Origin of the sequence: Veillonella nakazawae (assembly GCF_013393365.1) — a bacterium.
In the GTDB taxonomy this organism is placed as follows: domain Bacteria; phylum Bacillota; class Negativicutes; order Veillonellales; family Veillonellaceae; genus Veillonella; species Veillonella nakazawae.
In genome coordinates this window covers 1142340-1155307 of record NZ_AP022321.1, presented here as the reverse complement: position 1 = coordinate 1155307, position 12968 = coordinate 1142340, and the positions used below count along the sequence as shown (strand labels likewise).

The 12968-nt window shown below is 35.1% G+C and carries 11 protein-coding genes; 10 read left to right on the top strand and 1 reads right to left on the bottom strand.

Annotation, left to right across the window (positions count from 1 at the left end; all coding sequences use genetic code 11):
* Positions 1-45: 45 nt before the first annotated feature.
* On the bottom strand, positions 46-648 hold the full coding sequence (locus tag VEIT17_RS05225; RefSeq protein ID WP_004693025.1) for an HD-GYP domain-containing protein: 603 nt from the start codon (positions 646-648) through the stop codon (positions 46-48).
* A gap of 896 nt (positions 649-1544) precedes the next feature.
* On the opposite strand from VEIT17_RS05225, the gene VEIT17_RS05220 reads away from it, so the two are divergent.
* From VEIT17_RS05220 to csaB, 10 genes are all read left to right on the top strand, one after another.
* Complete coding sequence (locus VEIT17_RS05220; RefSeq protein ID WP_105094300.1) at positions 1545-2351, top strand: basic amino acid ABC transporter substrate-binding protein; 807 nt, start codon at positions 1545-1547, stop codon at positions 2349-2351.
* 11 nt (positions 2352-2362) lie between these two features.
* Complete coding sequence (locus VEIT17_RS05215) at positions 2363-3019, top strand: amino acid ABC transporter permease (protein WP_024066676.1); 657 nt, start codon at positions 2363-2365, stop codon at positions 3017-3019.
* Positions 3016-3735: an amino acid ABC transporter ATP-binding protein gene (locus tag VEIT17_RS05210; RefSeq protein WP_178885082.1), complete on the top strand. Its 720-nt coding sequence runs from the start codon at positions 3016-3018 to the stop codon at positions 3733-3735. Before VEIT17_RS05215 ends, VEIT17_RS05210 begins: the two co-directional genes overlap by 4 nt.
* 523 nt (positions 3736-4258) lie before the next feature.
* Positions 4259-4456: a cold shock domain-containing protein gene (locus tag VEIT17_RS05205; RefSeq protein ID WP_178885080.1), complete on the top strand. Its 198-nt coding sequence runs from the start codon at positions 4259-4261 to the stop codon at positions 4454-4456.
* Between the two features lie 240 nt (positions 4457-4696).
* Positions 4697-5224, top strand: coding sequence for a ribosome hibernation-promoting factor, HPF/YfiA family (gene hpf / locus VEIT17_RS05200; RefSeq protein WP_178885078.1), 528 nt, complete (start codon positions 4697-4699; stop codon positions 5222-5224).
* 216 nt (positions 5225-5440) lie between these two features.
* The gene (gene secA / locus VEIT17_RS05195; RefSeq protein WP_178885076.1) at positions 5441-7876 is read left to right on the top strand and encodes a preprotein translocase subunit SecA; all 2436 of its coding nucleotides are present in this window, start codon (positions 5441-5443) and stop codon (positions 7874-7876) included.
* A gap of 121 nt (positions 7877-7997) precedes the next feature.
* Positions 7998-9105 (top strand): peptide chain release factor 2 gene (gene prfB / locus VEIT17_RS05190; RefSeq protein ID WP_231723933.1). Its coding sequence is split into 2 segments (ribosomal slippage): positions 7998-8054 and positions 8056-9105, totalling 1107 coding nucleotides; the frame shifts between segments, so codons are not numbered across the junction.
* An 8-nt stretch (positions 9106-9113) separates the two neighbouring features.
* Positions 9114-9809, top strand: a complete 696-nt coding sequence (locus VEIT17_RS05185) for an LmeA family phospholipid-binding protein (RefSeq protein ID WP_156719753.1) — start codon at positions 9114-9116, stop codon at positions 9807-9809.
* Positions 9810-9821: 12 nt separating this feature from the next.
* Entirely contained in the window at positions 9822-11864 is a 2043-nt protein-coding gene (locus VEIT17_RS05180; protein WP_156719754.1) for a DUF5693 family protein, read from the top strand.
* On the top strand, positions 11857-12957 hold the full coding sequence (gene csaB, locus VEIT17_RS05175) for a polysaccharide pyruvyl transferase CsaB (protein ID WP_119208223.1): 1101 nt from the start codon (positions 11857-11859) through the stop codon (positions 12955-12957). The genes VEIT17_RS05180 and csaB overlap by 8 nt, the downstream gene beginning before the upstream one ends.
* Positions 12958-12968 lie beyond the last annotated feature (11 nt).

Genomic DNA, 12968 nt, shown 5'->3' with positions numbered 1-12968 from the left:
ATATAAAAAAAGCGTTCACCTTAAGGTGAACGCTTAATCATGAGACTAACCAAGAACATCGATAAATGCTTTTACTACATCTGGATCGAAAAGGGAGCCAGATGCACTAAAGAGTTCTTCTTTAGCTTTAGCTTTAGTTTTTGCCCAAAATTCAGTAGAAGGATTCACTGTTGTATCGTAATAATCTGCTACAGCGATAATTCTAGCTCCTAATGGGATATTAGCACCACGCAAATGTTTAGGATAACCAGAGCCATCCCATTTTTCATGGTGATAACGAATATAAGGCAAGATTTGTTGACAACATGGGTAGTTTTCAATCATATTGGCACCACTCGCAGCATGTTGTTTATACTTGGACATTTCTTGCTTGTTAAGATATGGAGATTTTTGAATTAATGCATTAGGTACCATTAAAAGCCCTACGTCATGAAGTAAAGCTGCGTGGCGAATTTGCTCAATTTCATTTAATGGTAAACCCATCTTAGCAGCAATACTAACTGCATAGTTTGAAACTTGGATAGAATGAGTGTATAGATGATAGCTCTTCATTTGTATCATTTGCAAGAGCTGAGCACTAATGGCTTCTAAACTGTCCTTCTCCAGTTCGTACAACCCTGATGGTTGCATTAATGATAACATAAACATAATAAACCCCTTTAACTAACATGTAGAACATATGGTACAACCCCTCGTACTTATGTTCATATCGTACAACTTTAGGCCGTTCTTATTTAATAGTATACAAATTATACACCATAAATAATGTTTTGTGTATGATACGTATGTTCTGTTATACATGTTGTATTCATATTTAGCATACTAAAAATAATTGACATTTTAGGAATGCACTAAATATAGTACCTTGAAATATTAATTTTATAAATATTAAAATAATATGAAGAATATTTTAGGTTTTCTATTACAATTTTCTATACATCGGAAAAAAGGGGTTGCAAAATTTGTTCTCATTTCAATGAGAAATAAACGTTAATATGTTCGATAAAGATAAAAGTTTTGTATATTTTATTAAATTATATGTCTTCGTAAATCTAGACATGAATTATGTTATTCTTTATAATACGTCTATACGGGTCTGTGGTTGAAAGTCGATGCCAGTCGCAGGCAAAACGATCCACATAAGCAACCCAAGGGGTTGTGAGCATGGTGCGGCTTAGGTGTAAGTCCTGCCGGTAAAACCGAGAGGAGTAGTAGTGGGGAGTCTCGGACTTATGAGCGAACCTTCCAGCAGGCGAGTGTGGGGGCAAAGACCAGGTCAGCCGTATACGGGCACATGAGGCTTTTCTCATGTGCTTTTTTCTTTTTATACATCTGTATATTAAAAAATCTATAGAAAACCACTACCTATGGGAAAGTTATTATACATTGATATCATAATTATACAATGAGTGCATAAAAATAAAATGCAAATATAGTGATTTATTGATATCTAAGAATTTTCTATACAAAATTGTTGACATAATTATACTAAGTGATATACTAGTGTAATAAAAATAGTTAGTTTAGTGAACGAGGATGATTTGATGTTAAATAGGAAGTTAAAAAAATTAATCATTGGTGGTTGTATGTTAGTATTGGCTGGTACTGTAATTGGCGGTTGTGGAACTTCTACACAAACAACTTCTAATAAATTAATCGTTGGTACTAATGCCACATTTGTTCCATTTGAATTTAAAGATGAAAAAACTCAAGACTATACAGGCTTTGATATTGATCTTATTCGTGCTATCGGTAAGCGTATCAATAAAGATGTAGAGCTTAAGAATGTTGCCTTTGATGCTCTAATTCCAGCGTTAAATACACATGATATTGATGTAGCAGCATCTGGTATGACTATTACAAAAGCTAGAAGTGAAAAGGTGTTATTCTCTTCTCCATATTATGAAAATGCACTTGCTGTAGTATATAAAGATGGTGCCAATATTACATCCCTTGATGATCTTAAAGGTAAAAAGATTGCTGCTCAATTAGGTACAACTGGTGCTGATTTAGCTCATAAAATTGAAGGTACTACTGTAAAAGAGTTTGACCATAGTAATGAAGCTTTGTTAGAATTACAAAATGGCGGTGCTGATGCAACTGTAATTGACTTGCCGGTAGCTCAATTTTATAGTACTAAACATCCAGACCAACATATTAAATTTATGGCATATCCAAATACGAAAGAATATTTGGGCTTAGCAATCAATAAAGACAACAAAGACTTGCAAGAACAAATTAATAAAGCAATCGCCGATATGAAGGCCGATGGTGAATTTAATACATTATATAAAAAATGGTTTAATGTAGATGCACCAGCTGATATGCCAGTAGTGTTAGAATTTAAATAATAGGAGAGATCATGAGTTTTAATTGGGGGTTAATTGCGGATAATTTACCGCTTTTATTACAAGGTGCACTTGTAACCGTTGAAATTACAGCTATGTCTGTAGGCTGTGGTTTCTTTATCGGTCTATTAGTAGCCATAGCAAATTTATCTAAATTTACTGTAGTTAGATTATTAGCAAAATGCTATGTAGATATCATTCGTGGTACACCACTATTGGTACAAATCTTCTTGATTTACTTCGCATTGCCAATGATTACTGGACAACGTATTGATCCATTTATTGCTGCTGTTACTGCATGTAGTATTAACTCTGGTGCTTATGTATCTGAAATCTTCCGTGCTGGCATTCAGTCTATTGATAAAGGTCAAATGGAAGCGGGTCGATCTCTTGGTTTGACTTGGGGCCAAACTATGCGTTATATCATCATGCCGCAAGCTTTCAAAGCAATTATTCCACCATTGGGTAATGAATTTATTGCTATGTTGAAAGACTCCTCATTGGTTTCTGTAATTGGTTTCGAAGAATTGACACGCCGTGGTCAACTAATCATTGCCAAAACATATGCATCATTTGAAATTTGGGGGACAGTTGCTGTTATCTACCTTATTATGACAGTAACAATTTCACAATTGGTTGGTTACCTTGAAAGGAAATATAGCATTAAATGATTAAGTTAGAAAATGTACATAAATCCTTTGGTAAAAATGAAGTATTAAAGGGCATAGATTTACATATCGAAAAAGGTCAAGTTGTAGTTATTATTGGTCCATCAGGTTCTGGTAAAAGTACAGTATTGCGTACTATGAATTACTTGGAAGAGCCTACATCTGGTAAGGTCATTGTAGATGGTATGGATCTTTCAGATAAATCTAAACTTAATGAAGTCCGTGCGGAAGTAGGAATGGTATTCCAAAACTTTAATCTTTTCCCACACATGACTGTAATGGAAAATCTGACCTTAGCACAAACTAAGGTCCGCAAAACATCTAGTGATGAGGCTAAAAAAATTGGTCAAATTTTATTAGATCGTGTTGGTTTGAAAGATAAAGCAAATGCTTATCCTGACTCTTTATCTGGTGGTCAAAAGCAACGTGTTGCTATAGCTCGTGCTTTAGCAATGAAACCAAAGGTTATGCTCTTTGATGAGCCTACCTCTGCATTGGATCCAGAAATGGTTCGCGAAGTTCTGGATGTAATGAAGTCTCTAGCCGAAGAAGGTATGACGATGGTTATTGTTACTCACGAAATGGGCTTTGCAAAAGAGGTTGCGGACCGAGTATTATTTGTAGATGGTGGATTAATTCTTGAAGATGATACTCCTGAAAAAGTATTTGATGCACCAACAAATGATAGGACAAAATTGTTCTTATCGAAAATTTTATAATAATAATTTCTAACATAAAAGGAAGTAAATTCTGTTTACAGAGTTTGCTTCCTTTTTTGACTATTTTTAAAGTTAACTGAATTTGTACATATTAGATTTTATGATATATGAATCTATTTATATCTATTAATATATTTGATAACTTGATGTCAATTCATTTAATTAGCCCCTATAAATAAGCCATTCTAGGTATTAATTAATCTATGAAATACGATTATTGCCATAAATATTTGTGATATATAAATATTTTATACATATATATCTTATGATAATAATTTTTAATTCATATAATTTTATGATTATAAAATTATGCAATAAATTAATATGCTGTTCGTAAATATTTATAACATTGATAAATCAAGGGTTTTATGTGATTTTTGCAGGGTGGGATATAAATGAGATATCTTTGTATATTCATTAAAAGTGTTAATATTATTGTTTGATATTTTATACATGCTGTGTTATGATACAAGTGTAGTGCAAGACAGTAAGACAATATATATATTTTTAGGAGGATGTTACCATGTTAGGTAAAGTAAAATGGTTCAGCGCAGAAAAAGGTTATGGTTTTATTGAACGCGAAGACGGTAGCGATGTATTCGTACATTACTCTGCGATCCAAGACGAAGGTTTCAAATCTTTGGCAGAAGGTCAAAATGTAGAGTTTGATATCGTTGATGGTAACCGTGGCCCTCAAGCTGCTAACGTTGTAAAAGCGTAATAACATACCAAAAAATACATAAAAGCAACATATAGCAAAACTCTGATATCGCATGATATCAGAGTTTTTTTGCTACTACTAAAAGTAATATTTATAATTCTACAAAAAATATAAAATTCTTTTTGAAAAAAAGAGGAGTTTTATATGTGAATGTAGAAATACTAAATATAACACGAGAGATAAGTAAAAAATACTACACACTCGTATCTCGTGGATGATTTTTAGAAAGGGTGTTGACTTATGAAAGTAGCAATCAGAGGTAAAAACATTGAAGTGACAGATGCTCTAAGAGCATACATCGAAAAGAGATTGAGCAAATTAACTCGTTACTTCGATGATGAGTTAGATGCACAAGCGGTTTTATCCGTTGTAAAAGATAAATCTACTGTTGAACTTACATGCTTCGTTAATAAAATTGTTCTTCGTGGTGTAGAAACAAACGATGATATGTATGCGGCTATTGATTTGGTAATAGACAAAATCGTACGTCAAATTCACAAACATAAAACTCGTTTAGCTAAACGCTTCAAAAAACAAGAGGCTTTCCATCCAGAAGCTTTAGCGGCTCCTGTAGAAGAAGAAACTATCGAAGTTGTAAAACGCAAACGCTTTGCAGTACGTCCTATGGATGTAGAAGAGGCTATTTTACAAATGAATCTTATTGGTCATGACTTCTTTATGTTCTTCAATGCTGAAACAGAAGCAATGAATGTAGTATATCGTAGACATGATGGATTCTATGGCTTGATCGAGCCAGAATTACAATAACCTATAATGTCGGCTGACAATAATCCTAACTCCTTTCTACTTTTTTAATCAGCCGATTATTATACTAAGGTGGATGACCATTTTGAGTCATCCACCTTTTTTATAAAAACCTATAAATAATCGTGAAATGCCTTGAATTCTTTGACTATTCAAGGCATTTTCGTTATAATAAATTAGATAAAATAATGTAAGATGTCCTATAGAGGAGTGATTTGTTTGTTAAGCTTTTTACAAAGGCTATTAGGCAATAATAACGCAAAAGAAATCAAGAAAATGCGTGCTATTGCTGATCATATTAATGAAATTGAACCGAATTATGTTAAATTAAGTGATGCTAACTTAGTAGCGAAAACCGATGAGTTTAAACGTCGTTTGCAAAAAGGGGAAACGTTAGACGACATTTTACCAGAAGCATTTGCCGTAGTTCGTGAAGCGTCTAAACGCGTGTTAGGCATGCGTCATTTTGATGTACAGTTGATTGGTGGTATTTGCCTTCATAGAGGTAATATCGCAGAAATGCGTACTGGTGAAGGTAAAACATTAGTTGCTACATTACCAGTATATCTAAATGCATTGACAGGTAATGGGGTACATGTTGTTACAGTAAATGATTATTTGGCGACTCGCGATAGCGAACAAATGGGGCGTTTATATAACTTCTTAGGCCTTTCTACAGGTCTTATTGTAGCTAATCTCGATTTTAACCAACGTAAAGAAGCATATGCATGCGACATTACATATGGTACAAATAATGAGTTTGGTTTTGACTATTTGCGCGATAACATGGTATCTGATGTATCACAAATGGTACAACGTCCATTGAATTATGCAATTGTCGATGAAGTTGACTCCATCCTTATCGATGAAGCGAGAACTCCACTAATTATTTCTGGTCCTGGTCAACGTTCCACAGATAATTACTATAAGTTAGCTAAAATTGTTCCTCATCTTGTGAAAGATGAAGATTATACAATTGATGAAAAACAAAAGACTATTGCACCTACAGATTCTGGTATTGCTAAAGTCGAAAAAATGCTTGGTGTTGAAAACTTGTATGATGCAGAAAACATTGAGTTAAATCATCTACTTGGTGCATCTCTTCGTGCATATGCTATGATGCATCGCGATACTGACTATGTAGTTAAAGATGGTGAAGTTGTTATCGTCGATGAATTCACAGGTCGTTTGATGTTTGGTCGTCGTTATTCCGATGGTTTACACCAAGCAATCGAAGCTAAAGAAGGATTGAAGGTTGAACGTGAAAGCCAAACATTGGCTTCTGTTACATTCCAAAACTATTTCCGTATGTATAAAAAGCTTGCTGGTATGACTGGTACAGCCAAAACAGAGGAAAAAGAGTTTATCGATATTTACGGTTTGGAAGTATTACCTATTCCTCCAAATAAACCATTGGCTCGTATAGATTTGCCTGATCAAATCTTTAAAACAAAGGCAGCTAAATATCGTGCCGTAGTACGTAATGCTGTAGAACGCCATCAAACAGGTCAACCAATTTTGATTGGTACTACATCTATTACTCAATCTGAAGAACTTTCAGATATGTTATTACGTTCAGGGGTACCACATAAAGTATTGAATGCTAAACATCATGAAAAAGAAGCGGAAATTGTTGCAGATGCTGGTCAAATGGGCATGGTGACAATCGCTACAAACATGGCTGGTCGTGGTACTGATATCACACTTGGTGAAGGTGTCCCTGAATTAGGCGGTTTGGCTATCTTAGGTACTGAACGTCATGAAAGTCGCCGTATCGATAATCAGTTGCGTGGTCGTGCTGGTCGTCAAGGTGACCCAGGTTCCTCTCAATTCTTCTTATCCTTAGAAGATGATTTAATGCGTATCTTTGGTGCTGATAATATTACAGGTATCATGGATAAACTAGGCATGGAAGAGGATGAGCCTATTGAGCATTCTTTGATTACTAAATCTATTGAACGTGCTCAAAAGAAAGTAGAAGATCATAACTATAATATTCGTAAATATGTCCTTGAGTATGATGATGTTATGAATCAACAACGTGAAGTATTATACGAACAACGTCGTCGTATTTTACGTAACGAATCCTTACGTGACACAATCAATGAAATGATTGATAAACTTGTTACTGAATCTGTAGATGCTTATGCAGATGAAAAATTATATCCAGAAGAATGGGATTATGAAGGTCTTTATAAGCATTTAAGTCAATATTTCTTAACAGAAGAGATTATGTCCTCTCAAGATATGGAAGAGTATAGCCGTCAAGAATTGTTAGAACGTTTACTTGAAATTGCTCATGCTGAATATCAAGATCGCGTTGATATGCTTGGTGATGCTATGTTTGGCCAACTTGAAAAGGCTATTATGTTGCGCGTTGTTGATAACAAATGGATGGAACATTTGGATAATATGGATATGTTGCGTGAAGGTATTGGCCTTCGTGCATATGGCCAAAAAAATCCATTGGTGGAATATAAATTTGAAGCCTTTGATATGTTCCAAAACATGATTGCTGCAATTCAAGATGAAACAATCATGGCGTTATACAAAATTCGTGCACAATTGATTCAAGAAATTGAAGAACCAGTTGACCACTTAGAAGGTGCACAACCCCATCATGAAGATGTGTTGGAGCCACAAAACATAGATTAAGATTTGTGAATGGCACGTTGCTCAATGGGATTTCCTTCTGGGCAACGGCCATTTTTCTATTTTATTAAGGTGATAATTTATCGATGTAATAAGCTAATAAGTAAAAGGTGGTGAACATAAATTGTTAGAAGATTTAAAACCGATTATTTCTAATCTTGAAGAACGTATTTATGGAATGAGGGATTCACTTTAACATCGCTCAGAAAGAGGATCGAATCTTTACACTAGATGTACAAATGAGCGACCCTACATTTTGGGACGATCCTGATAAGGCTCGTGAGATTTCTCAAGAGGCTACACAATTAAAGAATGCTGTAGAAAGCTATAAACAACTTGTTAGTGACATCGAAGATGCGAATGTGATGCTAGAGATGGCTATAGAGGAAGATGATCGTTCTCTAGAAGGAGAGATTAAGGATTATGTTCAACAAATAGAAGAAACTGTAGAAAAACAAGAGGTTCTTTTATTGCTTAGTGGTGAGTATGATGCTAATAATGCGATCTTAACATTCCATGCTGGTGCAGGTGGTACAGAAGCACAAGATTGGTGTTCTATGCTCATTCGCATGTACTTGCGTTGGGCTGAAAAAGCAGGATTTTCTATTGAATTGATGGACGAACAGCCCGGTGATGAGGCGGGCACTAAATCTGCTACATTTTTAATTAAAGGTGAAAATGCTTTTGGCTATTTGAAATCTGAAAAAGGCGTACACCGTCTTGTTCGTATCTCACCATTTGATGCTGCAGCACGTCGTCATACATCCTTTGCTGCTGTTGATGTAATGCCAGAAATTGATGATACAGTAGAAATTAATATAGACATGAAGGATGTACAAGTAGATACATATCGAGCTAGTGGTGCTGGTGGTCAGCATATTAATAAAACAGATTCGGCTGTACGTATGACCCATAGACCCACTGGTATTGTAGTTCAATGTCAATCACAGCGTTCCCAAATGCAAAATAGGGAACAAGCATTACGTTTATTACGAGCAAAATTATTTGAATTAGAATTAGAAAAACAAGCAGAACTTAAAGAGCAAATAGGTGGTACATACCAAGCCATTGAATGGGGCAGTCAAATTCGCTCCTACGTATTCCACCCATATAATCTCGTTAAGGATCATCGTACAGGGGTTGAAACAGGGAATGTACAATCCGTTATGGATGGTAATTTAGATCAATTTATGGAAGGCTTCTTGAAAAAAGAAGCAAATTTAACAGTTTAGGAGTTCTTATGAAAAAGTTTTTACTATTCGTACTAGTGCTGATTATTGCCTTGGCAGCAGCAACACAATTTTTATTACCTTCTTATATTAGTTCTCGTATTGAAAAACAATTAAATGATTCCCTAAAACCATCTGCTCAAACTGTAAATGTTGAGTCTCAACCAGGATTCAAATTACTTTATGGTGAAGCTGATCATGTATACGGTTCTTTAGATGATGTAAAACTTGGTAAATTAAATTTTGCAAACTTCAAATATGATGCAACACAAATTCTAGTGAATCCAATTTCATTATTGGCTAGCCAAGAAATAGATGTTGTTAGAGTAGGAAACTCAAGTATTGACGGTATAGTTACTAATGAAGATTTAGCAACATTTTTAAGCACTCAAGCAGGCAGTGAAATTCAAGATGTACAAGTAAATATTAGTAAAGATAACATTAGTTTAACTGGCAAGATGAATGTAGGTATGGTATTTAAAGGCGCTGTTAAATTAGATGGCAATTTAGAATTAAAGGATAATACTTTATTATTTGCACCTAAGAAATTCACCATTAATGGTGCTACTATCCCAGGTTTAACATCTAATGTACTAGAAGCTACTGAAATCTATAACTTCAATAACTTCCCTATTCCTGTAAAAGCAGAAAGCTTAACTATCGATAATGGTGAAATTCACATTAAAGTTAAACCAGTGCTCAACTAGAAAGGATTTGTCGTGAATCATCGGAACACCCAGAAAAGTAAGTATTCTTGGATTCTTATATTATGTATTATTGTAGGCCTTATATCCTCTTTATACTTAGTATTTGAACGCCATCAGATAGAAAAATCTCAAAACCATATAGAAAATATCGTAGATTATGATGCTGTTTTACGGGCTAATGCTTTTGAAAAACGTAGTCAACAAGAGGCCTTTGATGCGCTTCGCAATGCAGGTGTAACAGCATTTGCCATTTATGATCGCACCTTAGAAAAAGCTAAAGATGCAGGTCAAGTTAAGGTATTATCTTCCGAAGAAATGGATTCTGTCCGTGTTAATGGGGCATCCGTGAAACATGGTGCAACTTATGTAGCTTTGATTTCTGGTAAAGAAGGCTATTATAAAGAAATTCGGGAAGATTTATATCATCGTATTGGTAAAGATAAAGTTAAAGAGCTCAATACAAGTATTGGTCCGGTTCTTGAGTTATATGGTGCTACTGCAGATAGCTATCTAAAAATGAATCTTGGTATTTCCAAGCTTCAAGCTCAAGAAGTTGCTAATCGTGGATTTAATGTTATTGTTCGACCTACAAATTATAGAAATGTAACGTCTGAAGACCTTCAATATCTATTTAAACGCCTTGAAGGAATTCCACATGTTACTGGTATGATTTTTGCTGGCAAAGAAGCTCTTGGTGCGCCTAACTTAACTGATGAAACCTTAGAATTATTACATAAAAATCACATTCCTTTAGTTGGTATCGAAGCTGTTAACCAACTTCAATATGAGCCACAACAAGGTTTCTTAGAAATGGCTGCTAAAGAGAATTATAGCGTTGGTCGTGTATATACAATTGCTAAGGACGAATTAAAGAAAATTACTCCTGAAGAAGCGGCACAACGTTTCTATATTAGTGATATTGAACGAAATATTCGTTTCAATTTATTCCCTATGTATGAAACGGGTGTAAATAATGAAACAGTATTACAAACTACCATTAACTATATTGGTATGACTACTGAAAAATTATCTACAAAAGGTTATGAATTTGGTCCTGCTGATATTTATCCACCATATACACCTAATCCATTGTTAGTTGTTATTACTATGATAGGTGCTATTGCACTTTTCGTTTACGTTGGTCAAATGTTACTTCCAATGCGTAAACATACACAATTGGTCGCATTCTTTGGAATATCTCTTGTATCTGTAGTATTATTCATCATTACAAGTGGCACACTGATTACTCAAATTTGGGCCTTATCTAGTGCTATTATGGCTCCTGTAGGTGCTATGATCCGTTTGATGGAAGAATGGCGTCGTTATGATGGTGCTCGTCCATTAGGTGCTATTAAATCTACCGTATTAGCAGTTCTTTATCTCGTAATTGCTGCACTCTTTGCAGCTATTGGCGGTATGTATATTGCATCTTTGCTAGGAAATACGAAATTCTTTATGGAATTTGCTATCTTTAGAGGTGTTAAGTTAACATTTGTACTTCCAGTTGTATTAGTGATTATCGCTTATTTACAACGTTTCCCATTGTGGAAAGGTCGTATGATTAACTCTAAAGAAGAAGCAAAGAAATTTGTAGTTGAATTTTTAACAATGGATGTTAAGTTCTACGTATTCTTTGTAATGGCTGCTCTTGGTGGTGTGGCATGGGTATTTGTTGGCCGAAGCGGTCATACAGCAGGTGTTCCTGTACCAGGAGTTGAACTCATGCTTCGTCGTTTTCTTGAAAATACAATGTATGCAAGACCTAGAGAAAAAGAGTTCATTATTGGTCATCCTGCATTAATGTTAGCTACATTTGCATTCCTACGCAAATGGCCTACAGTGATCCATTTCTTATTAACTATTGCTGGTGTTATTGGCATAGCGTCTATGGTTGAAACTTTCTGTCATATTAGAACTCCTGTATTCATGTCTATTATGCGTGGATATGATGGTTTGTTAATTGGTGCGCTCTTAGGTTTGCTTCTTATCATTGCTGTTCGTTTCATGATGTATGTAACACAATGGTTCCAAGCTCGGGAGGTTGACCATGAGTAATATTGTTATCTCTGGCTACTATGGTTTTGGTAATGCTGGTGATGAAGCAATGCTTTGTGCTATTATCGATGCCATTCGTAAAGAGGAAGCAGATGCGCATATTACGGTTATTTCTGGTAATCCTACAGAGACGAGCAAAAAGCACAATATTCATGCGGTGGGAACCTTTTCTGCATTCGGTATTCTAAAGGCTATTTCAAATTCTGATTTAGTTATCAGTGGTGGAGGCAGCCTGTTACAAGATGCTACTAGTATTCGCAATACATATTACTACTTAAGTATTATGGCTTTAGCAAAAATGATGGGTAAAAAGGTGATGCTATACTCACAAGGTATTGGACCTTTAAATCGCCCTTCTACAAGGAAAGCTGTTAGCTTTGTTTTGCGTTTTGTTGATACTATAACGGTTCGTGATTCTATTTCTAAATCTGAATTAGATTCCTTAGGAATTGAAGATGTTGAGGTTACGGCTGATGCTGTATTAGCCATGCAACCAGCTGATTTGAATATTGGAAAACGCATTCTAGACGGCTATACATCAAAGCTACCTATATCCACAGAAGCTCCAAAACGAATCGGAGTAGCTGTTCGTAGTTGGAAAGATGATACAGAATACCGTGAATCACTAGCCAATGTCTTAAGTCGACTGCAAGAACAGGATAATGTAGAGATTATATTTATACCTATGTCTCATCCAGAGGATACAAAAGAAGCTAAAATTATTGCTAGTTATATGCCAAAAGGAGCTATTGTTCTTGAAGGACCATTCTCTACAGAGGAACAAGTATCCTTGTCGGGGAATGTAGACCTTATGATTGGCATACGTCTTCATGCATTAGTATTTAGTTCTTTAATGAAGAAACCTGTAATTGGCATTTCCTACGATCCTAAAATCACTAGTTTCTTACATATGATTGGTCAAGAACCAATCGGTACAATGACCCATCTTAGAGAAGAGGCTTTATATCAGAGATGTCATAAGCTCTTAAATTCAAGAGAAGAGTACCAAGCATCTTATGATCGTATTGAAGCGTTGCGTGTTAACTCTCAACGCAATGCAGAAATCGCTATTTCATTACTTAAAAATTATTAATATATTGGATC

Excerpts from the sequence above, each read along its gene's own strand:
- VEIT17_RS05215 (WP_024066676.1), top strand. The coding sequence starts at position 2,363 with ATGAGTTTTAATTGGGGGTTAATTGCGGATAATTTACCGCTTTTATTA.
- VEIT17_RS05225 (WP_004693025.1), bottom strand. The coding sequence starts at position 648 with ATGTTTATGTTATCATTAATGCAACCATCAGGGTTGTACGAACTGGAG.
- csaB (WP_119208223.1), top strand. The coding sequence starts at position 11,857 with ATGAGTAATATTGTTATCTCTGGCTACTATGGTTTTGGTAATGCTGGT.
- hpf (WP_178885078.1), top strand. The coding sequence starts at position 4,697 with ATGAAAGTAGCAATCAGAGGTAAAAACATTGAAGTGACAGATGCTCTA.
- VEIT17_RS05220 (WP_105094300.1), top strand. The coding sequence starts at position 1,545 with ATGTTAAATAGGAAGTTAAAAAAATTAATCATTGGTGGTTGTATGTTA.
- VEIT17_RS05185 (WP_156719753.1), top strand. The coding sequence starts at position 9,114 with ATGAAAAAGTTTTTACTATTCGTACTAGTGCTGATTATTGCCTTGGCA.
- VEIT17_RS05205 (WP_178885080.1), top strand. The coding sequence starts at position 4,259 with ATGTTAGGTAAAGTAAAATGGTTCAGCGCAGAAAAAGGTTATGGTTTT.
- VEIT17_RS05210 (WP_178885082.1), top strand. The coding sequence starts at position 3,016 with ATGATTAAGTTAGAAAATGTACATAAATCCTTTGGTAAAAATGAAGTA.